At 67.2% G+C, this 21,111-nt stretch carries 17 protein-coding genes; 10 read left to right on the top strand and 7 right to left on the bottom strand.

The window, feature by feature from the left end:
• The first annotated feature begins 3 nt into the window (after window positions 1–3).
• The 3 genes from SMAL_RS01325 to SMAL_RS01315 all read left to right on the top strand — a co-directional run bounded on the left by SMAL_RS01325 (window position 4) and on the right by SMAL_RS01315 (window position 3,143).
• Window positions 4–1,371, top strand: a complete 1,368-nt coding sequence (locus SMAL_RS01325) for a leucyl aminopeptidase family protein (protein ID WP_012509797.1) — start codon at window positions 4–6, stop codon at window positions 1,369–1,371.
• 135 nt (window positions 1,372–1,506) lie between these two features.
• The gene (locus SMAL_RS01320; protein WP_012509796.1) at window positions 1,507–2,610 is read left to right on the top strand and encodes a catalase family peroxidase; all 1,104 of its coding nucleotides are present in this window, start codon (window positions 1,507–1,509) and stop codon (window positions 2,608–2,610) included.
• The gene (locus SMAL_RS01315) at window positions 2,607–3,143 is read left to right on the top strand and encodes a cytochrome b (protein WP_012509795.1); all 537 of its coding nucleotides are present in this window, start codon (window positions 2,607–2,609) and stop codon (window positions 3,141–3,143) included. The genes SMAL_RS01320 and SMAL_RS01315 overlap by 4 nt, the downstream gene beginning before the upstream one ends.
• Window positions 3,144–3,751: 608 nt before the next feature.
• Here SMAL_RS01315 and SMAL_RS01310 read toward each other — a convergent pair.
• From SMAL_RS01310 to SMAL_RS01295, 4 genes are read right to left on the bottom strand one after another with little or no spacing between them, the layout of a single operon-like run.
• Window positions 3,752–4,354 carry a response regulator transcription factor gene (locus SMAL_RS01310; protein ID WP_005407733.1) on the bottom strand — a complete coding sequence of 201 codons (603 nt, stop codon included), beginning with the start codon at window positions 4,352–4,354 and terminating at the stop codon, window positions 3,752–3,754.
• The gene (locus tag SMAL_RS01305; protein ID WP_012509794.1) at window positions 4,351–5,565 is read right to left on the bottom strand and encodes a sensor histidine kinase; all 1,215 of its coding nucleotides are present in this window, start codon (window positions 5,563–5,565) and stop codon (window positions 4,351–4,353) included. Before SMAL_RS01305 ends, SMAL_RS01310 begins: the two co-directional genes overlap by 4 nt.
• 6 nt (window positions 5,566–5,571) lie before the next feature.
• A complete protein-coding gene (locus tag SMAL_RS01300) occupies window positions 5,572–6,348 on the bottom strand; it encodes an ABC transporter permease (protein WP_012509793.1) in 777 nt (258 codons plus the stop codon).
• Complete coding sequence (locus SMAL_RS01295) at window positions 6,345–7,241, bottom strand: ABC transporter ATP-binding protein (RefSeq protein ID WP_012509792.1); 897 nt, start codon at window positions 7,239–7,241, stop codon at window positions 6,345–6,347. The genes SMAL_RS01300 and SMAL_RS01295 overlap by 4 nt, the downstream gene beginning before the upstream one ends.
• A 202-nt stretch (window positions 7,242–7,443) precedes the next feature.
• On the opposite strand from SMAL_RS01295, the gene SMAL_RS01290 reads away from it, so the two are divergent.
• From SMAL_RS01290 to SMAL_RS01270, 5 genes are all read left to right on the top strand, one after another.
• The gene (locus SMAL_RS01290) at window positions 7,444–8,697 is read left to right on the top strand and encodes an efflux RND transporter periplasmic adaptor subunit (protein ID WP_012509791.1); all 1,254 of its coding nucleotides are present in this window, start codon (window positions 7,444–7,446) and stop codon (window positions 8,695–8,697) included.
• Window positions 8,698–8,799: 102 nt separating this feature from the next.
• Complete coding sequence (locus tag SMAL_RS01285) at window positions 8,800–9,489, top strand: ABC transporter ATP-binding protein (RefSeq protein ID WP_012509790.1); 690 nt, start codon at window positions 8,800–8,802, stop codon at window positions 9,487–9,489.
• Window positions 9,490–9,503: 14 nt separating this feature from the next.
• Window positions 9,504–10,661, top strand: coding sequence for an ABC transporter permease (locus SMAL_RS01280; RefSeq protein ID WP_012509789.1), 1,158 nt, complete (start codon window positions 9,504–9,506; stop codon window positions 10,659–10,661).
• Between the two features lie 13 nt (window positions 10,662–10,674).
• The gene (locus SMAL_RS01275; protein ID WP_012509788.1) at window positions 10,675–11,997 is read left to right on the top strand and encodes an ABC transporter permease; all 1,323 of its coding nucleotides are present in this window, start codon (window positions 10,675–10,677) and stop codon (window positions 11,995–11,997) included.
• 370 nt (window positions 11,998–12,367) lie between these two features.
• A complete protein-coding gene (locus SMAL_RS01270) occupies window positions 12,368–15,226 on the top strand; it encodes a TonB-dependent receptor plug domain-containing protein (protein WP_012509787.1) in 2,859 nt (952 codons plus the stop codon).
• 231 nt (window positions 15,227–15,457) lie between these two features.
• Here SMAL_RS01270 and rarD read toward each other — a convergent pair whose 3' ends face one another.
• Together rarD and yedA are read right to left on the bottom strand one after the other, a co-directional pair.
• Window positions 15,458–16,354 (bottom strand): EamA family transporter RarD, encoded by an 897-nt coding sequence (rarD, locus tag SMAL_RS01265; protein WP_012509786.1) that lies wholly within the window; start codon window positions 16,352–16,354, stop codon window positions 15,458–15,460.
• The gene (gene yedA, locus SMAL_RS01260) at window positions 16,351–17,256 is read right to left on the bottom strand and encodes a drug/metabolite exporter YedA (RefSeq protein WP_012509785.1); all 906 of its coding nucleotides are present in this window, start codon (window positions 17,254–17,256) and stop codon (window positions 16,351–16,353) included. The genes rarD and yedA overlap by 4 nt, the downstream gene beginning before the upstream one ends.
• A gap of 312 nt (window positions 17,257–17,568) precedes the next feature.
• Here yedA and SMAL_RS01255 point away from each other — a divergent pair, with 312 nt between their 5' ends.
• On the top strand, window positions 17,569–18,903 hold the full coding sequence (locus tag SMAL_RS01255; protein WP_004137399.1) for an MFS transporter: 1,335 nt from the start codon (window positions 17,569–17,571) through the stop codon (window positions 18,901–18,903).
• A 10-nt stretch (window positions 18,904–18,913) separates the two neighbouring features.
• Window positions 18,914–19,267, top strand: coding sequence for a hypothetical protein (locus SMAL_RS01250; protein WP_012509784.1), 354 nt, complete (start codon window positions 18,914–18,916; stop codon window positions 19,265–19,267).
• Between the two features lie 126 nt (window positions 19,268–19,393).
• Here the strand turns inward: SMAL_RS01250 and SMAL_RS01245 are convergent, their stop codons facing one another.
• Window positions 19,394–21,046, bottom strand: coding sequence for a M28 family metallopeptidase (locus tag SMAL_RS01245; protein ID WP_012509783.1), 1,653 nt, complete (start codon window positions 21,044–21,046; stop codon window positions 19,394–19,396).
• Between the last annotated feature and the right edge of the window lie 65 nt (window positions 21,047–21,111).

The following is a 21,111-nucleotide window of genomic DNA, read 5'->3' as shown; positions in this document are numbered from 1 at the left end:
CGCATGAGCGAGATCACTGGTTTCACTGCCGACACCGCCGCAGCACTGCCGCTGCATGTGCTGGGCCGCGAGCAGTTCGCGGCCTGGAAGGACGGCCAGCCGGCCGCCACCCAGGCCTGGCTGGCATCGCAGGGCTTCAATGCCGGCGCACACAGCGTGGCCCTGCTGCCGGGCGCCGACGGCCTGGCCGGTGCGGTGATCGGTGTTGGTGATCGCGCCGACGCCTACAGCTATGCGCATGCCCCGCATGCCCTGCCGGAAGGCAGCGTGTGGCAGCTGGCAACTGAGCTGCCGGCCGAAGAGCAGGCGCTGCTGCAGCTGGGCTGGGGCCTGGGCAGCTATCGCTTCGACCGCTACCGCAAGCGCAACCGCGCTCCGGCGCAACTGGTGGCTGCACCGTCCGGTGAAGTGGCCGATCTGATCGCCGCCAGCCTGCGCGTGCGTGACTGGGTCAACACCCCGACCGAGGACATGGGCCCGCAGCAGCTGGAAGACGCAGCGCGCGCCCTGGCTCAGGCACATGGCGCGCAGGTCGAGGCGATCACCGGCGATGAACTGCTGAAGCAGAACTTCCCGGCCATCCATGCCGTCGGCCGCGCCTCGCACCGCGCACCGCGCATGGTGGTGCTGCGCTGGGGCAAGGAAACCGATCCTGCACTGGTGCTGGTCGGCAAGGGCGTGTGCTTCGATACCGGCGGCCTGGACATCAAGCCGGCCGACGGCATGCGCAACATGAAGAAGGACATGGGCGGTGCTGCACACGCACTGGCCCTGGCCGGCCTGGTCATGGCTCGCCGGCTTCCGGTGCACCTGACCCTGCTGGTGCCGGCGGTGGAGAATGCGATCGGCCCGGATGCGTTCCGCCCGGGCGAAGTGATCGCCACCCGCAAGGGCCTGAGCGTGGAGATCGACAACACCGACGCCGAAGGCCGCGTGATCCTGTGTGATGCGCTGACCTTCGCCAGCGAACAGAAGCCGGACCTGGTACTGGACTTCGCCACCCTTACCGGCGCTGCACGCATCGCGCTCGGTCCCGACCTGCCGGCACTGTTCAGCAATGACGACGCGGTCGCCCAGCAATGGCTGCAGGCCGGTGACGCGACCCGCGACCCGGTCTGGCGCATGCCGTTGTGGCGCCCGTACCTGCGCTACCTGAGCAGCGGCATCGCCGACCTGGCCAACGCCGGTTCGCGCATGGCCGGCTCGGTCACCGCCGCGCTGTACCTGGAACGCTTCCTGGAAGACGGCCAGCGCTGGGCGCATCTGGACGTGTATGCCTGGAACGACGGCGAACGCCCGGGCCGTCCGGCCGGTGGTGAAGCACTGGCGCTGCGTTCGGCGTGGGCGATGCTGAAAGCGCGTTACAGCTGATCGGGTGGGTGCCGACCTTGGTCGGCACGCCGTCCCCGGAAAACTTGACGAAAAATTGAATACCGGGCCTGGAAGGGTTCTGCGAGGATGTGTGGGTCGACCACCCACACGCTCCGTGAAGGCAGGACTCCGACCATGTCGCTCTTCCGCTACACCCGCGCTGGCCAGACGCCGGGCGCACCGCGCAAGCATTCCCCCCTGCTCTGGATCGCACTGATCGCACTCATTCTGGGTGCGGTGGCGCTGGCCTTCGCCTGGTTGGCCGGCTGGATTGGCGGCCGCCTGACCGCGCAGCGCTTCACCGACACCATCGAAGCCACCGGCCCTGCCCATCCCGGCTTCCGCCGTGCGCACAGCAAGGGCATCTGCGTGAGCGGCTGGTTCGAACCCAGTTCGCAGGCGCCGACGCTGTCCAGTGCACGGGTGTTTTCACAGCAGAAGGTGCCCGTGATGGGCCGCCTGTCGATCGGCGGTGGCGACCCCTACGGCGCCGACAACACCGCGCGCGTGCGCAGCCTCGCTGTGCAGATGGTCAGCGACGACGGCCAGGAATGGCGGATGGCGATGAACAGCTTCCCGTTCTTCGCTGCCCCCAACGCCGAGGCGTTCTACGAGCAGACGCGCGCCTCCATTCCCGACCCGGCCACCGGCAAGCCCGACCCGCAGAAGATGGCCGCGGTGCTGGCGAAGTACCCGAGTGCGCAGGCGTTCCAGCAATGGGCCAAGACAGCGCCGTGGACCAGCAGCTGGGCCGACACCACCTTCAACAGCGTCAACAGCTTCTGGTTCACCAATGTGCAGGGCCAGAAGCGCGCGGTGCGCTGGCGCTGGCAGCCGCAGGCGCCGGTGGTGGAGATGGACGCGGACACGCGCAAGAAGGCCAGTGTCGATTTCCTCAGCCAGGAACTGCAGCAGCGCCTGGCCAGTGGCCCGGTGCGCTGGAACCTGGTCGTCACCACCGCCGAACCCGGCGATGCCATCGATGATCCTTCAGTGCCGTGGCCCGAATCGCGTGAACAGGTGGTGGCCGGCGTGCTCAGCCTGGACCGCCTGCAGTCGCAGGAACAGGGCGCCTGCGGCCAGATCAACTTCGATCCGCTGATCCTGCCCAGTGGCGTGCGTGGCAGTGACGATCCGATCCTGGCCGCCCGCTCGGCCGTGTACTCGCAATCCTTCAACCGACGCGAACGCGAGCGCGCCAGCGGCAACGTGGAGCAACCGAAGGAGGCCGCACGATGAGCACCGGTAACGGCCACTTCAACCTGCTGGCACGGGTGCTGCACTGGTCCATGGCACTGATGATCATCGCCATGCTGTTCATCGGCGTGACCATGGTCGCCTCGCTGCACCTGCGGCCTATGCTGATCGACCTGCACCGCCCGTTGGGCATCGCCATCGGCGTACTGGTGCTGCTGCGCCTGTACAACCGGCTGCGCCATCGCCCGCCGCCGTTGCCGGCGGATCTTCCCGTATGGCAGGTGATGGCGGCCAAGGCCTCGCACTGGATGCTGTATGCACTGATGCTGGCGATGCCACTGATCGGCTGGGCGATGCTGTCGGCCGGCGGTTACCCGATCGTGCTGTGGGGCGGCCTGCACCTGCCGCCGATCGTGCCGCATACCCCGGCGCTGTATGCCGCGTTGCGTAATGCGCACAGCCTGCTGGCCTATGTGTTGTTCGCCACGGTGCTGATGCATGTGGGTGCGGCGCTGTTCCACCTGTGGGTGCGGCGGGATGGCGTGTTCCAGGCGATGGCGCGGGGGAAGGATTGATCGGGTTCCACCTGCGCCCACGCATGGATAGCGCCGGGCCATGCCCGGCGGATCATTTCCGCGCCTGCGGAGAGGTGTCACTTTCTTTGCTCGTGCAAAGAAAGTAACCAAAGAAACACGCCGCCAGGTCGCGAGCCGGTGCTACGCACCGGTGCCCTGTGCTTCTCGGTGAATCAGGGGACGGCGCCGAACTCGCTGCGCTCAAACACCGGCGCCTCTTCGCCCCTGATTCCCCTGCGATGCTCGGCTCGCTCAAGGCGGACCCAAGGTCAAATGCCACAGCTGCACCCAGTGGATTCACGCCATGCGTGGATGGCGTTGCCGTTGACCTTGACCTTGACCTTCCAGTCCGCCTTCAAGCGAGCCGAGCACCGCAGGTCCGGCGAGGGCGAAGAGGTGCGGGTGTCTGAGCGCAGCGAGTTCCCGCACCATCCCTCGACGGACCGAGGAGCGCAGGGCACCGGCGTGCGAAGCGCGCCGGCTCGCGGCCGGCGGAGCGTTTCTTTGGTTACTTTCTTTGCACGAGCAAAGAAAGTGACACCCCCCCGCGGTCGCGGAAATGATCCGCCGGGCATGGCCCGGCGCTACCGATGCGTTGGGGCACGCCCCTACAACCACCCCTTCTGCCGCGCCAGCCGGTACGCCTCGATCCGATTGGCCACGCCCAGCTTGCCGATGCACTCGGACAGGTAGTTGCGCACCGTGCCGTGCGACAGCCCCAGCTGCTCTGCGATCTCGCTGGCGGTACGGCCTTCGCCGGCCAGACGCAGCACACGGCGTTCGCGGTCGGTCAGCGGATCGGCCTGCGACCAGGCATCCAGCGCCAACTGCGGGTCGATCGCGCGGATGCCCTGCTTCACCTTGCGCAGTGCATCGGCCAGGTTCTCGGCCGGTGCGTCCTTCAGCAGGTAGCCCAGCACGCCAGCTTCCAGCGCGCGGCGCAGGAAACCGGCGCGGGCGAAGGTGGTCACGATCACCACCTTGATCGGCAGTTCGTGGCGGGCGATGCGTTGCGCCAGCTCCAGCCCGCTCAGGCCCGGCATCTCGATGTCGGTGACCAGGATGTCCGGCTGCAGCTGCTGCAGCATGCGCCAGGCGGCCTCGCCATCGGCAGCACTGCCCAGCACTTCGATGTCCGGTTCCAGGCCCAGCAGCGCCGACAGTGCGCCGCGCACCATCGCCTGGTCTTCGGCCAGCAGGATGCGGATCATGCCGCGCCCCCCTGTGCCAACGATGCCGGCGACAACGGCGTGGTGGCGGCCATCAGGGGCACGCGCACGGTCAGCAGCGTGCCTTCGCCGCGCGGCGACTGCAGGGTCAGCTGTCCCCCGAGCGCCGCCGCCCGTTCGCGCATGCCACTCAATCCATTGCCCTCGGCCTGCACGCCGCCGCGGCCGTCATCGCGTATCTGCATCGCCAACTGTCGGTCCTCAAGCATGAAATCCACCTGCACCCGGGTCGCCTGCGCATGGCGCACGATGTTGGTGGCGGCCTCGCGCAACACCAGCGCCAGCCCGCGTTCCACCTCCACCGGCATCGCTGGCGGCGCCGTGTACTGCAGGTGCACCTGCTGGCATTCCAGCAGCAGACGCGCCGACGCCAGTTCGCCCGCCAGATCACTGGCGCGGATGCCGGTCACCGCACTGCGCACCTGTGCCAGTGCTTCGCGGGCGATGGCCTCGGCTTCACCGATTTCCTGCCGTGCACGCTCGTCATCGCGATCGTACAGCTTGCGCGCCAGCTCCAGTTTCAGCGTGATCAGCGACAGCGTGTGCCCCAGCAGATCGTGCAGGTCGCGGCCGATACGCTCGCGCTCGGCGGTGGTCGCAAGCCGTCGCACCTCGTCCTGGGACAGCTGCAGGGCCACGTCGCGCTGCTGGCTCAAGGCCTCCACGTTCACCACCAGGCCGACGATGAACGACACTGCCGGCATCCACACCATGGCCTGCCACGGATAACCGAAGTACAGCGCGGTGCTGCAGAACAGAAGGTTCAGCCCGGTGAGCTGCAGCAGGTACTGCCACCAGCCGCCCCGGCTGCTCATGCGGATCATCACGCAGCCGAACACGAAATAGCTCAGTCCCGAGGGGTACCACGGAAGCAGTACCAGGGCCATCACGATCATGCCCAGCGCGTAGCGCCATGCATGGTGCCGTGGCGCCAGCATCACCTTGGCGTAGAACAGCAGGAACAGCGGATAGCTGACCAGAGTCAGCAACAGCCAGCGCAGGGTGAAGCCGTTCCCCAGCACCGGGGTGAGGAAGATCCAGACCGACCACAGCAGGTGGATCGCACCGCTCCAGGGCGATTTGCCACGCCGCAGCAGCTCGGCCACCGCCGAATCCGGTGCGGGGCGCAGCAGGGACGCAAGCCAGCTCGACGACACAGGAGAATCCAGGCGGGGACGATCGCTGCCGATCATGCCAGTTCAGCCGATCCGGCGCAGGCGACGGCGCGCCAGCAGCAACGCGACCACGGTCACCGCCAGCAGCACCAGCAGGTGGCCGGCGAGGCTGCCCACCGACGGCAGCCCGACCACCGGCAGCGCCAGCTGCGCCAGATGCCAGGTCGGCCACAGTGGGGCCATCGTCGAGAAAAACTTCGGCAGCGCCGACAGCGGCAGCCACAGGCCGGACAGCAGGGCCAGCGGCAGATAAACCAGATTGACCATCGCCGGCGCCGCGCTGGCACTGACATGGCTGCCGATCAGCAGGCCGATCGCCCCCAGCGGCAGCGCCGCCAGGCCCGCCACCGCCAGCAGCTGCACCATCTGCAACGCCTGCAGCTGCACACCACCGAACACGCGCGCGACGCCGATCAGCAGTAACGCCACCAGCAGCGCGAACATCACCGCCATCGCCAGCCGTGCCAGCAGCGGTGCCGCCGCCGGCATCGGCAGCGCGCGCTTGAGGGTCAGCAGGCCGCCTTCGCGGTCCAGCGCCAACTGCACGCCGAAGCCGAACAGGGCCGGGGCCATCGCGCCAAACACGCAGTAGGTGGCCAACAGATACAGCGGCGCGTGACCACGCCCCAGCAGCACACCGAACAGCAGATAGAACAGCACCGGGAACAGCAGCGAGGGCACCGCGAACGCCGGCGTACGCCAGGCCCGGCGCAGTTCGGCCAGCAGTTCAGCGCGATACGGGCGCAGCGCCTGGCGCCATGCAGGCAGCGGCAACCTGGCGGTACGGATCAGGGTGTTCATGCGGCCTCCCGGGTCATGTCGAGGAAGGCGTCGGCCAGCGCCGCGCCCTGTACTTCCAGCTCGCGCAGCTGCGCGTCGGCGGCCAGCAGGCGCGCCACCACCGGCTCGGCCGGGCTCGCCAGCAGCTGCAGGTGCTCGCCGTCGCGCTGCACCTCCTGCACGCCCGGCCACTGCTGCACGTCCTCCATGGGCAACCCGCTGCGGCAGCGGATGCGGCGCGGCCGATCGGCCAGGCGCAGCTCGCTCAGCGGCGCGTCGGCCAGTACCCGGCCCTGCTCCAGCACCACCACCTGCTGCGCCAGCGCTTCGGCTTCCTCCAGGTAATGGGTGGTCAGCAGCACGCCACAGCCTTCGGCCACCAGCTGCCGGATCGCCTGCCACATCACCCGCCGTGCCTGGATGTCCAGACCGGTGGTGGGCTCGTCCAGGAACAGTACGCGTGGCCGCCCACACAGCGCGATGGCGAACTGCACGGCGCGCTGCTGGCCACCGGACAGCTGGCCGTAGCGGCGGCGCGCGAGCGCCTGCAGGCCGGCGCGCTGCAGTACCTCCTGCAGCGGCATCGGGTCGGGGTAGCAGGCGCTTGCCTGCGCCACCAGTTCGTCCACCTGCAGCATCGGCGGCAGGCTGGTGCTCTGCAGCATCACGCCCAGGCCGAGACGGCTGGTCCGCTGCTGCGGGTCGCCGCCGAGCAGTTCGACCTGCCCGCCATCGGCGCGGCGCAGGCCCAACAACACGCTGATCGCGGTACTCTTGCCGGCACCGTTGCGGCCCAGCAGCGCCAGCACCTGGCCAGCGCGGACCTGCAGGTCGATGCCATGCAGGGCGGTATGGTCGCGGTAACGCACCTGCACCTGCTGCAGGCGGGCCAGCGACGGGGCGATCGGATCCATGGGCGGTACCGGTAGCGGGGACGTTGCCATCCTGTGCCGCCGTGGTCACATTTCGCAGTTGCCGCCGTCAGTGTCATCGGGTGACAGCTGTCACTGCCGTCATCGCTGTGCCTGCCTTCATGCTGTGCCGCACGCTCCACCGCCGGAACCGCCGCCGTCCGCCCTTCCGGTCACACCCGCCCGAACGCCTGTGATGGAACGAATGAACGCTTCTGCCGAGCTGTTGAAGGAACTCCGTATCGACCGCAAGTCCCCGCCGCCCGCCTCAGGAGGGAGTGGCAGTGGTGGTGGCCGCCGCTGGCTGTGGATCGCGATCATCGTGATCGTGTTGCTGCTGGCCGCTGCTGCCTTCGCCCTGTTCGGGCGTACCCCGGCGGTGGACGTGGAAACCGCGCCGGCAGTGGCCATCCAGCAGGGCAACGCCAGCAGTTCGGTGCTCGACGCCAGCGGCTATGTCGTTGCGCGGCGCATGGCCACCGTCTCGGCCAAGATCACCGGCAAGGTTCGCGAGGTGATGATCGAGGAAGGCATGCGCGTGGAGCAGGGCCAGATCATGGCCACGCTGGACCCGATCGATGCCGACGCGCAGCGCAGCCTGTATGCCTCGCAGCTGCAGGCCGCACGCAGCCAGGTGGCCGGGCTGGAAGCACAGCAGAAGCAGGCCGCCGCCGAGGCCAGCCGCCTGCAGGCACTGGTCGGCCAGCAGCTGGTGTCGCGCTCGCAGTACGACCAGGCGGTGGCCCAGCGCGACAGCCTGCGTGCACAGCTGGACACCGCACAGCGCAACGTCAAGGTGGCCAACGACCAGCTGGCCATCGCCGACCTGGGCGTGGACAACAACATCGTGCGCGCGCCGTTCTCCGGCGTGGTCACCGCCAAGGCTGCGCAGCCCGGCGAAATCGTCTCGCCGCTGTCGGCCGGTGGTGGCTTCACCCGTACCGGCATCGGCACCATCGTCGACATGGAATCGCTGGAGATCGAAGTCGAGGTCGGCGAAGCTTTCATCGGCCGCGTGCAGCCGAAGATGCCGGTGGAAGCCACGCTCAACGCCTACCCGGAATGGAAGATTCCGGGTGAGGTGATCGCCATCATCCCCACCGCCGACCGCGGCAAGGCCACGGTGAAGGTACGCGTGGCGCTGAAGGTGAAGGACCCGCGCATCGTGCCGGAGATGGGCGTGCGGGTCAGCTTCCTGGAACAGGCACAGCCGCAGGCGGCCGCCAAGCCGCAAGGCGTGCGCGTGCCAGGTGGCGCCGTGGTCCAGCGCGAGGGCACATCGGTGGCCTTCGTGCTGGGTGACGAGAGCCGCGTGCAGCAGCGCACGGTCGAGGCTGGCCAGGCGATGGGCAAGGACCGCCAGATCCTCAAGGGCGTGAGCGCAGGTGAATCGGTGGTGGTGAACCCGCCGGACACCCTCCGCGATGGCGCCAAGGTGCAACAGAAACAAGCGCAGTAACGGCCTGGCGCCTGCGGGCGCCGCCGGCAACACCGCTCGACGCACGCCTGCGGCCACCGCAGGTGTGCTTCCCCGTTTCCCGCCTTCCGTGGAGAACCACCCATGTCGACCCTGGTTTCATTGCGCAACATCACCAAGACCTACCAGCGCGGCCCCGAAAAGGTGCAGGTGCTGCACGGCATCGACCTGGACATCGCCAGCGGCGACTTCGTCGCGCTGATGGGCCCGTCCGGCTCGGGCAAGACCACCCTGCTCAACCTGATCGGCGGCCTGGACAATCCCAGCGGCGGCGAGATCAGCATCGAAGGCGAGCGCATCGACCAGATGAGCGGCGGCCAGCTGTCGACCTGGCGCAGCCACCACGTCGGCTTCGTGTTCCAGTTCTACAACCTGATGCCGATGCTGACCGCGCAGAAGAATGTGGAACTACCGCTGCTGCTGACCCATCTCAGTGCGGCGCAGCGCAAGCGCAATGCGGAGATCGCACTGACCCTGGTCGGCCTGGCCGACCGCCGCAGCCATCGCCCGAATGAACTGTCCGGCGGCCAGCAGCAGCGCGTGGCGATCGCGCGCGCAATCGTCTCCGACCCGACTTTCCTGATCTGCGATGAACCTACCGGCGATCTTGACCGCCAGTCTGCCGAGGAGATCCTGGGCCTGCTGCAGCAGCTCAACCGCGAGCACGGCAAGACCATCATCATGGTCACCCATGACCCGAAGGCCGCCGAGTACGCCACGCACACAGTGCACCTGGACAAGGGCGAGCTGGCCGACGCGCCGCTGACCCACTGACGGAGGCCACAGCGATGAAATACTTCTCGTTGGTCTGGGCGCAGCTGTTCCGCACCCGCACCCGCACCTTGTTGACCCTGCTGTCGGTGGTGGCCGCGTTCCTGCTGTTCGGCATGCTCGATTCGGTGCGCGTGGCGTTCACCTCCGGTGGTAGCGTGGAAGGTGCCAACCGGCTGGTCACTGCCTCGCGCCTGTCGATCACCCAGTCGCTGCCGATCCGCCTGGAAACGCAGATCCGCCAGGTCGCCGGTGTACGCGACGTGGCCTATGGCATGTGGTTCGGCGGCATCTACCAGGACCCGAAGAATTTCTTCCCGAACTTCTCGGTGTCACCCAACTACTTCGATGTCTACCGCGAACTGCAGATCGACCCGGCGCAGCTGGAAGACTGGAAGAACACCCGCACCGGCGCCATCGTCGGCGAGACCCTGGCCAAGCAGTTCGGCTGGAAGATCGGCGACACCATTCCGCTGCAGGCGACAATCTTCCCGCGCGGCGGCAGCAACGACTGGCCGCTGGAGTTGAAGGGCATCTACCGTTCCAGGGATCCGGCACAGGCCTCCAACGAAGAACGCCAGTTGATGATGAACTGGAAGTACTTCGATGAGTCCAACGACTACATCAAGAACCAGGTGAGCTGGTACACGGTGACGCTGGACAACCCGGACCACTCTTCGCGGGTGGCGCAGGCGATCGACGCGATCTCGGCCAACTCCGACCACGAAACCAAGACCCAGACCGAATCGGCGTTCCAGCAGGCCTTCGTCAAGCAGTTCGCCGACATCGGCATGATCGTCACCTCGATCATGGGTGCGGTGTTCTTCACCCTGCTGCTGTTGACCGGCAACACCATGGCGCAGGCGGTGCGCGAGCGCGTGCCCGAACTGGCCACGCTGAAGACGCTGGGCTTCAAGGACAGCACCGTGCTGATGCTGGTAATGGTGGAGTCGGTGCTGCTGATCGGCCTCGGTGGCCTGATCGGCATGGGCCTGGCTGCACTGATCCTGCCGGCGATCGGGCCAAAGAGCATGGGCATGCTGCCGCCGCACGTGCCGACGCCGACCTGGCTGATGGGGCTGGGCCTGATCGTGGTGATCGGCATCATCGTCGGCCTGCTGCCGGCGCTGCGTGCCAAGCGCCTGAAGATCGTCGACGCACTGGCCGGCCGCTGAGGAGGACACCGACATGTTCAAGAGCAAACTCAAGAAGTGGCTGGGCAATGCGCTGACCGCGCTGCTGCTGGTGATCGGCCTGGTGCTGTGGATCGGCCTGCCGTGGATCGGCGTGTTGGCGGTCGCCGTGCTGGTGGCACTGTGGCTGCTGCTGACCCGCGGTGGGCGACTGGCGCTGGCCGCCACCCGCATCGGCGTAGCCAGTCTGCCGCAGCGCTGGGGCGCGTCCTCGGTGATCGTGGTCGGCATCGCCGGCGTGGTCGGCGTGCTGGTGGCGATGCTGGCGATGGGCGAAGGCTTCCAGGCCACGCTCAACAACACCGGCGATGACACCACCGCCATCGTGCTGCGCGGCGGCTCGCAGGCCGAAACCAACTCGGTCATCACCCGCGAGCAGGTGCCGACGTTGTCCACCCTGCCCGGCATCAGCCGCGATGCCGAAGGCCGGCCGCTGCTGTCACCGGAGTTGTCGCAGGTGGTCAACCTGGTGTCGAAGTCCGATGGCACCGACGTCAACGCGCAGTTCCGCGGCGTCGGCCCGCAGGCGTGGGCGGTGCATGACAAGGTCAAGATTGTCGAAGGCCGCACGTTCGCCACCGGCCTGCGCGAGATCGTGGTCGGCCAGGGCGCCAAGGGCCAGTTCCGCGATCTGGATGTGGGCAAGACGCTGACGCTGGGCAACCAGACCTGGACCGTGGTCGGTGTGTTCGCCACCGGCGATGCGCATGACTCGGAACTGTGGACCGACGCCGATACGCTGGCCACCACCTACCAGCGCAGTGCGTGGCAGTCGATCAGCGTGCGCACCGATGGCAAGCCCGGCTTCGAGCAGTTCAAGGCCGCCGTCGCTGCCGACCCGCGCCTGAAACTGGACGTGGAAACCACCCGCGTCTACTACAGCAAGCAGGGCGGTGGCCTGACCAAGCTGATCGACATCCTCGGCAAGGTGATCGGCACCATCATGGCGGTGGGTGCGGTGTTCGGTGCGCTCAACACCATGTACGCAGCGGTGGCCACGCGTGCGCGCGAGATCGCCACGATGCGGGCGATCGGCTTCCGCGGCCTGCCGGTGGTGACTGCAGTGATGCTGGAAACAATGCTGCTGGCCCTGCTGGGTGGCCTGCTGGGGTGTGCGGTGGCGTGGCTGCTGTTCAATGGTTACAGCGTGTCCACCATCGGCAGCAACTTCAGCGCGGTGGTGTTCAAGTTCCATGTGTCGTCGGAACTGCTGTGGACCGGCCTGAAATGGGCACTGGGCATCGGCCTCGTCGGCGGCCTGTTCCCGGCGCTGCGCGCGGCACGGTTGCCCATCACCACGGCGTTGCGCGAAACCTGAGCATCACGCAGCGACAGACTGCGCATCACGCAGGGGGACGGAGCGAAGGCTCCGTCCCTTTTTCTTTGGTGGGGTCAGATCCCTTCGCTACGCGAAGGGATCTGACCCCGATCTGGGTGGTCGTCGCTACAGATTGCGTAGATACCGCCGCTACCGATGCCTCTGCCCGTCGCAAACGCAACGCACGTGACGCTGCGCACAGTGCATCTGTGGATTGTTGGTTGCGATTCATTTTCGCGCACTTCCCAGCGCGCAGGGACAAACAGTTACGAATGGAAACATTCTAGAATCGCGGCCCCACGTTGGTTTGCAGCACCCCACGCGCCCACAGAACGGGCGCATGTTTTTTCTGAAACACGAGATTTCACGGATGTCCCTGAAAACCAATCCGCTGCGCAACGCGATCGTCATCGCGCTGGCCGCCAGCTGCACCACCCCCGCCTTCGCACAGAGCGCCGGCGACACCCCGACCAACCTCGACCGCATCGAAATCACCGGCTCGCGCATCCGCCAGGCCAGTGTCGAGACCGCACAGCCGGTCGTCGCGCTCAGCCGCGCCGAGATCGAGAAGAAGGGTTACATCAACGTCGCCGACATCCTGCAGGACGTCACCGCCGCCGGCGCACCGAGCCTGAGCCGCTCGTCGTCGCTGAGTTCTTCGCGCGACTTCGGCGGCACGTACGTCAGCCTGCGCAACCTCGGGCCTGAACGCAGCCTGGTGCTGATCGACGGCCGCCGCATGGGCGTCAGCGCCGGTGGCTACTCCGACCTGGCTTCGATTCCCTCGGCGATTGTCGAGCGCGTGGAAGTGCTGACCGACGGCGCATCCGCGCTGTATGGCTCGGACGCCATCGCCGGTGTGGTCAACATCATCACCCGCAAGAACTTCGACGGTGGCGAAGCCAGCGTCTACGTCGGCCAGTACGGTGAAGGCGACGGCCAGAAGCGCTCCTACAGCGCCACCTTCGGCAAGACCTTCGACCGCGGCTGGTTCAGCGTCGGCGCCGAGCGCACCAAGGAAGACGAGATTCTCGGCAGCGAGCGTGAGTTCAGCCGTTACCCGGGGGGCCCGCGCCATCCCGACGACGTCAAGGCACTGAACCAGACCACGCAGTGGGGCAGCGTCACCGTCGACGGCAAGTCGCTGACCGTGGGCCCGGGCGGCGACCCGAGCCAGAAGGGCAATTTCCACACGCCCGATCCGGCCGATGGTGCCAACACCAAGACCAACATGAGCCTGCTGAGCGGCATGGAGCGCACTTCGGTGTTCGCCAACGGTGGCTTCTCGATCACCGATGACCTGCGCATCGTGGCCGACGCGCTGTACAGCAAGCGCGAGTCGACCAAGCACCTGGCCGGCTACCCCTACTCGGTATCCACCGCACAGGCCCGCAACGGTTCCCGTGCTGCCCTGTCCAAGGACAGCGCGTTCAACCACTGGGGCCAGGACGTGCTGTTCTCGCACCGCACCGAAGAAATGCCGCGTGCGACCGAGAACAACCTGGACACCAAGCGCGCCAGCATCGGCCTGGAAGGCAGCTTCGAAACCGGTTCGCGGTACTGGGACTGGAACGTCAGCTACATGTACAACCGCAATGAAGGCGAGCGCATCGGTACCGGCAGCATGTACCAGCCGCATGTCGACCTGGCGGTGGGCCCGTCCTTCATGGATGGCACCGTGGCACGCTGCGGCAGCCCGGGTGCAGTGATCGCCGGCTGCGTGCCGTGGAACCCGGCCGCGCCGATGGGCTATGCGGGCCCGGGCTCGCTGAGCAACCAGGACGTGCAGGACTACCTGTTCACCCGCTTCGTCGACAAGATGAAGAGCACCACCAAGGTGGCCAGCGCCAACATCTCCGGTTCGGTGTTCTCCCTGCCGGCCGGCGACGTGATGGCCGCGATGGGCTTCGAGCACCGCAGCGAAGAAGCCAGCTACACCCCGGACCTGATGGTGCAGAAGGGCCAGATCGCCGGCACCACCGGCCAGCCGACCCGTGGCGACTACTCGCTCAACGAGGTCTACCTGGAACTGCAGGTACCGCTGCTGGCCGACATGCCGTTCGCGCGTGAGCTGTCGCTGGACCTGGCCGGCCGCTACACCGACTACAACACCTTCGGTTCGACCACCAACAGCAAGTTCGGCCTGAAGTGGAAGCCGATCGACAGCCTGCTGGTGCGCGCTACCTATGGCACCGGCTTCCGTGCGCCGACCGTGGACGACCTGTACAGCGGTGGCGCGAAGAGCCGTGATTCGTTCACCGATCCGTGCGATACCTCGTTCGGCATCGCTGCCAGCAGCGCGACCGTGGCCGCACGCTGCCAGGCGCTGAAGGTGCCGGCGAACTTCCGCCAGCAGACCGCGTCGGAAGGCAACGTCGCCAACCGTCCGGGCCAGCAGGGCATCGCCGATTTCGACTCCGGTTCCAATGCGAACCTGAAGCCGGAAACCGCCAAGACCTGGACCGTGGGCCTGGTGTACAGCCCCGAGTTCGTGCCGGGCCTGGACGTCAGCCTGGACTGGTGGAAGATCCGCATCGACAACGCGATCGTGGGTGAGTCGGCCACCGACATCCTCAACCAGTGCTACGTGCAGGGCGTGGATTCGGCCTGCGGCCGCTTCACCCGTTCCACCAGCGCCAAGACGCTGGGCCAGGTGACGGCGCTGGACCGCTCGCTGGTCAATGCGGGCTACCGCGAAACCGCTGGCTACGATTTCAGCCTGCGCTACCGCCTGCCGGAAACCTCGTTCGGCCGCTTTGCCGCCACCTGGAACACCACCTACACCGACTACCTGGAGCAGCGCAACGACAGCGCCGCCACCACGCCGGTGGAGCAGAAGACCGGCTGGCAGGGCAACTTCCGCGTGCGTTCGACCTTCAACCTGGATTGGCAGTACGGCGACCTGGGCATTGGCTGGACCGCCCGCTACTACTCGGGCATGAAGGAAGCCTGCTCGTATGACCTGGGCGGTGGCCCGGACTGCAACATGGCCGGCTTCGTCTCGCCGTACACCGATGCGCAGCCGAGCCGCAAGGTGGGCTCCAACACCTTCCACGACCTGCAGGTGCGTTACAGCCTGCCGTGGGACGGCACCGTGTCGCTGGGCGTGAACAACGTCTTCGACCACCAGGGTCCGATCATGTACAGCCAGCCGAACAGCAGCTTCACCTACTACGGTGGCTTCGATATCGGTCGTTTCATGTACATGAAGTACCAGCAGCGCTTCTAAGCCTGCAACCGCGTTCCCGCCACGGCCAACTCTCTCCTGGCCGTGGATGGAAGCAGAACGGCGCCCCTCGGGGCGCCGTTCTTTTTTGTGGGAAGCGGGGTCGGAGAAGCGGGGGTCGGATCCCTTCGCCCGCGAAGGGCTCTGACCCCATTCCATCCGAAGCCTGCGGGTCGGAGCCCTCCACGTTGCGGAGGGATCCGACCCCGCAACTTCGCCGGGCATGGCCCGGCGCTACCGCTTGGCGCGCATCGTGCGGATGTTGTCGCCGACAAACAGGATCAGGCCAGCCCAGATCGCGGCAAAGCCGATCGCCTTGGCGGTGTCGAACGCTTCGTGGAAGAAGAACACGCCCAGCAGCAGCTGCAGGCTCGGCGCGATGTACTGCAGGATGCCGACCAGCGACAGCGGAATGCGCTTGACGCCGTAGGCGAAGCCGATCAGCGGTACTGCGGTGATCGCACCACCAAAGATCAGCAGCAGGTCGTTGCGCCAGCCCCAGCCATGGAAGAACGCCCCGCCGTGGCCGTTCTCGGCCCAGATCGCAAACGCCAGCGCCGGCAGGAACAGGTACAGGCTTTCCACGCCCAAGCCGGCCACCGGATCGACCGAGACCAGTTTGCGCAGCAGGCCATACAGGCCGAACGAGCAGGCCAGGCCCAGCGCGATCCACGGCGGCGTCCCGGCATCGATGGTCAGCCAGGCCACGCCGATGGCCGCCATCGCCACCGCCACCCACTGCAGCCGGCGCAGGCGCTCCTTCAGCACCAGCACGCCCAGCAGCACGTTCACCAGCGGATTGATGAAGTAGCCCAGGCTGGTCTCGATGACGTGGCCGGCGTTGATGGCCCAGATGTAAAGGCCCCAGTTGAAGGCGATGGTCAGGCTCGAAACCAGCAGGATCGACAGCGCGCGCGGCTGCGCGGCGATCTTCTGCCACCAGCCCAGCTTCGAACTGAGCAGCAGCCAGCCCAGCACCATCACCGTGCTCCAGATGATGCGGTGGGCGATGATCTGGAACGAGGGCACCTCGTTGAGCAGGTGCCAGTACACCGGCACCAGCCCCCAGATCACGAAGGTGGAGGCGGTGACCAGCAGGCCGCGGCGTTGTTCTTTCTCGTCCATGCTCATTTCTTTCGCGTCCTCGCCATCGTCAACACCACCACACCCAGAAGAATCACCGCCATGGCGAGGAAGTCCCGCCATCCAAAGCGTTCACCATTCAATGCGGCGCCCAGCAGCACCGCGATCACGGGATTGACGTATGCATAGCTGCCGGCCAGCGCCGGGCGTACGTTCTGCAGCAGCCACACATAGGCGGTGAACGCCACGATGGACCCGAACACGCACAGGTAGGCCATCGCCAGCAGACCGCCGGTATCGGGCAGCGTGGTCGGCCGCTCGCCAACGGCCAGGCCGATCAGCACCAGCAGCACGCCGCCGCAGAGCATCTGACCGGCGGCGGTCATGAACGGGCCCGGCAGATCCAGCCCGCGTGCCCACACCGAACCGAAGGCCCAGCCGATCGGCGCGATCAGCAGCAGCACCAGCCCGGTCGGCGAGGCGGTCAGGCTGCTGCCGGCATTGAGCCAGACCACGCCGACGAAGCCGACGGCGATACCCAGCCATTCGCCCTTGCTGGCATGCTGGCCGCGCAGCGCCGAGAACAGTGCCATCCACAGCGGCACCGAAGCCACCGCGGTGGCCGCCAAGCCCGAGGACACCTCGCGCTCGGCCAGCACCACCATGCCGTTGCCCAGCACCAGCATGGTCACGCCCATGATGACCAGGTTGCGCCACTGCCGCAGGGTCGGGTTCGGCATCTTCCAGAACAGGCGCAGGGCCAGGAACATCAGGCCACCGGCAATGATGAAGCGGCTGCCGGAGACCATCGTCAGCGGCAGCGCGCCGCCGTGCAGGGCCTTGGCGATGCCCAGGTAGGTCGACCCCCAGACCACGTAGACCAGCAGCAGCGCCAACGCGACAAGGCCACCCCGGGGGGCAGCCGCAGACGGAACAGGGGGAGCCGACATGACGCACCAGAGGGGCCGGGGGAACGCGGATTCTAGGACGTTCGGCCGGCTGAAATAACCCCGGTTTTCAACACACTGCAACTCGGATGGGCGATCTTCCCCGGTGCCGGACGCGAAACGGCGTACGACGATTTAGCTATAGGCCCGTCTGGCGCCCGCTGTCACCCTGTCCGGTCCCATTCCCCGCCCGCTCGTTCGGCACCCGGCGTTGACGTGGGATGCATTACCTAGGAGGCTGGCCGCAAGCGCCCCGCGCGCGGCTGGCACCGATCTTTCCCGCACGGAAGCGCCGCATCGAGGATTCCCACCCGGATGAGCACCACGTCCCATTCCGCTGTCCCCAGCACCGACGGCGCCGCGCTGCGGCGTTCCATCTCCAATACCCTCAAAGGCTCCGCCGGCAACCTGGTGGAGTGGTACGACGTCTACGTGTACTCGGTATTCGCCGTGTACTTCGAATCGCAGTTCTTCTCGCCGGATGACAAGAACTCCACGATGTACGTGTGGGCGATCTTCGCGGCAACCTTCCTGATGCGCCCGATCGGCGCCTGGTTCTTCGGCCGCTTCGCCGACCGCCATGGCCGTCGCCAGGCCCTGACCGTGTCGGTCACGCTGATGGCGGCCTGCTCGTTCCTCATCGCCATCACCCCCACCGCCGCCAGCATCGGTATCTGGGCAGCGGTGATCCTGCTGTTCGCACGGCTGCTGCAGGGCTTCGCCACCGGCGGCGAGTACGGTGCCAGTGCCACCTACATGTCCGAGGCCGCCATCCCCGGCCGTCGCGGCTTCCTGTCTTCCTTCCACTACGTCACCCTGGTCGGTGGCCATGTGCTGGCCCAGCTGACGCTACTACTGATGCTGACCTTCTGGGGCAAGCCGGAAATCTCCGAGTGGGGCTGGCGCATCGCCTTCGGCATCGGTGGCATCGCGGCAGTGGTGGTGTTCTGGCTGCGTCGTGGCATGGACGAGTCGCTGTCGGAGTCGTCCATCGAGGCCGCACGCGAGGGCAAGGCACAGAAGTCCGGCTCGATGTACGAGCTGTTCGTGCACCAGTGGCGGCCGCTGCTGCTGTGCTTCCTGATCACCGCCGGTGGCACCGTGGCCTTCTACACCTACTCGGTGAACGGCCCGAAGATGATCCAGAGTGCCTTCGCCGCCAATGATCCGATGACCGGCACCCTGATCAACCTGGGCGTGCTGGCCTTCCTGATGGTGCTGCAGCCGGTCGGTGGCTGGCTGTCGGACATCATCGGCCGCAAGACCCTGCTGGTGTTCTTCGGCGTCGGCGGCGTGCTGTACAGCTGGTACCTGATCACCCAGCTGCCGCACCAGCATGACGCCACCCTGGCATTCCTGACCCTCGCGCTGGGCTTCGTCATCCTCACCGGCTACACCTCGATCAACGCGGTGGTGAAGGCCGAACTGTTCCCCACCCACGTGCGTGCACTGGGCGTGGGCCTGGGCTATGCACTGGCCAACTCGCTGTTCGGCGGCACCGCCCCGCTGCTGTACCAGGGCGCGCTGAAGACCGGCCACGTGGACTGGTTCGCCATCTACGTCACCGCGACGATCGCGGTATCGTTGGTGGTCTATGTGTTCTTCCTCACCAACAAGGGCCCGAACTGGCTCGACGGCACCCGCAAGTAAGCGCGTCGTCATGATCGCGGCCACCGGTGCAATGCCGGTGGCCGCTGCGTCTCCCGCCACGCCATTGATGTGGATCGCGGCGACGCTGGCCGCAGCCACGGCACTGGCCTGGCTGCTGCGCCGCCCCAACGCGCAGGCCGCGTGGCCGCGCATCGGTTTCGGGATCGCCCTGCTGGTGTTCTGCGCCGCGCTGGCGCTGCAGCTGGCGGTGGACCTGGGCAGCGGCCACAGCTCGCTGCAGATGCGCCTGCATCGCGGCATCTCTCCAGGGTCGCCGGTTGGACTGCGCACGATGGTGGCGTGCTATCTGGCAGCACTCGTCGCCAGTGGCTGGGGTGCGTGGAAGCTGCTGCGCCGGCGCTGACGAATACCCGGGCGTGCCGGCCGCTGGCCGGCAACGCCACCTCTTTCGGTAGTGCCGGCCGCTGGCCGGCAACTCCACATTCTTTCCGAAGGTTCATGAGGTTGCCGGCCAGCGGCCGGCACTACCTCAACGGCGGGCCGCTTCGCTCTTGTCGCGCGCGCCGCGGAATTCCGATTCCTTTTCCCACGTCGGCCAACGGCGACTGTTGGCCAGCTCGGCGCCCAGGTCGTAGACCAGCAAGGTGTCGGCGGCATGGCCGGCCGGGTCCCAGCTCGGCGTCCACGCATCGCAGGCCTGGTGGTAGCAGTCGGCGAAGTACTTCTCGCGCAGCGCGCGACCGGCTTCAACGCCACCGTCCAGCTTGTCCAGGCCCGGGCCGATGGTGATCGCCGGCACGCCCAGGCGGGCGAAGGCGAAATGGTCGGCACGGTAGAAGAAGCCGGCTTCCAGATTCGGGTCCGGGCTGTAGCTGCGGCCGCGGGCCTTGGCCACGCGTTCCAGGTCACCTTCCAGCGAGACCCGGCCCTTGCCCCACGAAGCGATGTCACGGGTCGCACCATCCGGGCTGAACATCTCGATGTTCAGCACTGCGGCGGTCTTGTCCAGCGGCGCCAGCGGGTGTGCGGCGTAGTAGCTGGCGCCCAGCAGGCCCTTTTCTTCAGCGGTCAGTGCCACGAAGTACAACGTGCGCTGCGGCTGCGGGCCGGCGGCGAACACGCGACCCAGTTCCAGCACCGTGGCCACGCCGGTGGCGTTGTCGATCGCGCCGCGGCGGATGCGGTCGCCCTTGGCGTCGGCCTGGCCGATACCAAAGGCATCCCAGTGCGCCGAGAAGATCACAGCCTCGTCGGCATGCTCACCACCGGGCAGCTTGGCCACCACGTTGCGGGTCACCACCTGCTCGCGCTTGAGCGCGAAATCAACGCTCAGCTTCGCGTTGTCCAGCGCCACCGGACGGAAGTCGGCACGCATCGCCTTGCGCTTCTCGGCATCGAAGTCGAGGCCGGCGTCGGCGAAGATCGCCTCGGCCAGCTCACGCTGCATCCAGCCGCGCAGCGGCGTGTGCTGGGCCATCGCTTCCGCCTGGCCGCGTTCGATGTCGAACAGCGGCGAGGTGCCCGAGCTCTTCACCGTGGCCCAGCCATACGCAGCCGGTGCGGTCTCGTGCACGATCAGCACGCCTTCGGCACCGCGGCGCGCGGCTTCCTCGAACTTGTAGGTCCAGCGGCCGTAGTAGGTCACCGCCTTGCCATCAAATGCACCCGGCGCGTCGGCTTCGAAATCGGCATCGTTGATCAGCACCACGGCGATCTTGCCGTGCAGGTCCACATCCTTGTAGTCGTTCCACTGGCGTTCCGGCGCGTCGATGCCGTAGCCGACGAACACCAGCGGGGCGTCCTTGATCTGCACGCGCTTGCGCGGCTGCAGGCTCTGCAGGGTCACGTCCACGCCGTTGGCCAGCGCGCGCTTGCCCTGCTTCAGCGACAGGCTGGCCTTGGCCGCGCCATCCAGCTGTGCGCGCACCAGCGGCACCGGCTGTACCCAGCTGCCGTCCACGCCGCCCGGCTGCAGGCCATAGCTGCGGAACTGCTCGATCAGGTACTGCACCGTGCGCTCTTCACCCTCGGTGGCCGGCGCGCGGCCCTCGAACTCATCCGACGCCAGCACGCGCACATGGCGCGACAGTGCCTGCGGATCGATGCCGCCGCCCGGCAGGTCGTTGGCCGCATGGGCCAGGCCACCCACGAACAGGCAGGACGACAGCAGCAACACGCGCATCGGATTCACGGCAGTACCACGGCTAGCTTGGAAGTCACCAGAGTGTAACGTGGTCGTGACATCGC

It is taken from the genome of Stenotrophomonas maltophilia R551-3 (assembly GCF_000020665.1).
In the GTDB taxonomy this organism is placed as follows: Bacteria; Pseudomonadota; Gammaproteobacteria; order Xanthomonadales; family Xanthomonadaceae; genus Stenotrophomonas; species Stenotrophomonas maltophilia_L.
The sequence above is the reverse complement of the archived record's forward strand: the minus strand, read 5'-3'. Positions and strand labels throughout refer to the sequence as shown.

Excerpts from the sequence above, each read along its gene's own strand:
- SMAL_RS01275 (WP_012509788.1), top strand. The coding sequence starts at position 10,675 with ATGTTCAAGAGCAAACTCAAGAAGTGGCTGGGCAATGCGCTGACCGCG.
- SMAL_RS01325 (WP_012509797.1), top strand. The coding sequence starts at position 4 with ATGAGCGAGATCACTGGTTTCACTGCCGACACCGCCGCAGCACTGCCG.
- SMAL_RS01280 (WP_012509789.1), top strand. The coding sequence starts at position 9,504 with ATGAAATACTTCTCGTTGGTCTGGGCGCAGCTGTTCCGCACCCGCACC.
- SMAL_RS01285 (WP_012509790.1), top strand. The coding sequence starts at position 8,800 with ATGTCGACCCTGGTTTCATTGCGCAACATCACCAAGACCTACCAGCGC.
- SMAL_RS01305 (WP_012509794.1), bottom strand. The coding sequence starts at position 5,565 with ATGATCGGCAGCGATCGTCCCCGCCTGGATTCTCCTGTGTCGTCGAGC.
- SMAL_RS01250 (WP_012509784.1), top strand. The coding sequence starts at position 18,914 with ATGATCGCGGCCACCGGTGCAATGCCGGTGGCCGCTGCGTCTCCCGCC.
- SMAL_RS01295 (WP_012509792.1), bottom strand. The coding sequence starts at position 7,241 with ATGGATCCGATCGCCCCGTCGCTGGCCCGCCTGCAGCAGGTGCAGGTG.
- SMAL_RS01310 (WP_005407733.1), bottom strand. The coding sequence starts at position 4,354 with ATGATCCGCATCCTGCTGGCCGAAGACCAGGCGATGGTGCGCGGCGCA.
- SMAL_RS01315 (WP_012509795.1), top strand. The coding sequence starts at position 2,607 with ATGAGCACCGGTAACGGCCACTTCAACCTGCTGGCACGGGTGCTGCAC.
- SMAL_RS01245 (WP_012509783.1), bottom strand. The coding sequence starts at position 21,046 with ATGCGCGTGTTGCTGCTGTCGTCCTGCCTGTTCGTGGGTGGCCTGGCC.
- SMAL_RS01270 (WP_012509787.1), top strand. The coding sequence starts at position 12,368 with ATGTCCCTGAAAACCAATCCGCTGCGCAACGCGATCGTCATCGCGCTG.
- rarD (WP_012509786.1), bottom strand. The coding sequence starts at position 16,354 with ATGAGCATGGACGAGAAAGAACAACGCCGCGGCCTGCTGGTCACCGCC.
- yedA (WP_012509785.1), bottom strand. The coding sequence starts at position 17,256 with ATGTCGGCTCCCCCTGTTCCGTCTGCGGCTGCCCCCCGGGGTGGCCTT.
- SMAL_RS01320 (WP_012509796.1), top strand. The coding sequence starts at position 1,507 with ATGTCGCTCTTCCGCTACACCCGCGCTGGCCAGACGCCGGGCGCACCG.
- SMAL_RS01290 (WP_012509791.1), top strand. The coding sequence starts at position 7,444 with ATGAACGCTTCTGCCGAGCTGTTGAAGGAACTCCGTATCGACCGCAAG.
- SMAL_RS01300 (WP_012509793.1), bottom strand. The coding sequence starts at position 6,348 with ATGAACACCCTGATCCGTACCGCCAGGTTGCCGCTGCCTGCATGGCGC.
- SMAL_RS01255 (WP_004137399.1), top strand. The coding sequence starts at position 17,569 with ATGAGCACCACGTCCCATTCCGCTGTCCCCAGCACCGACGGCGCCGCG.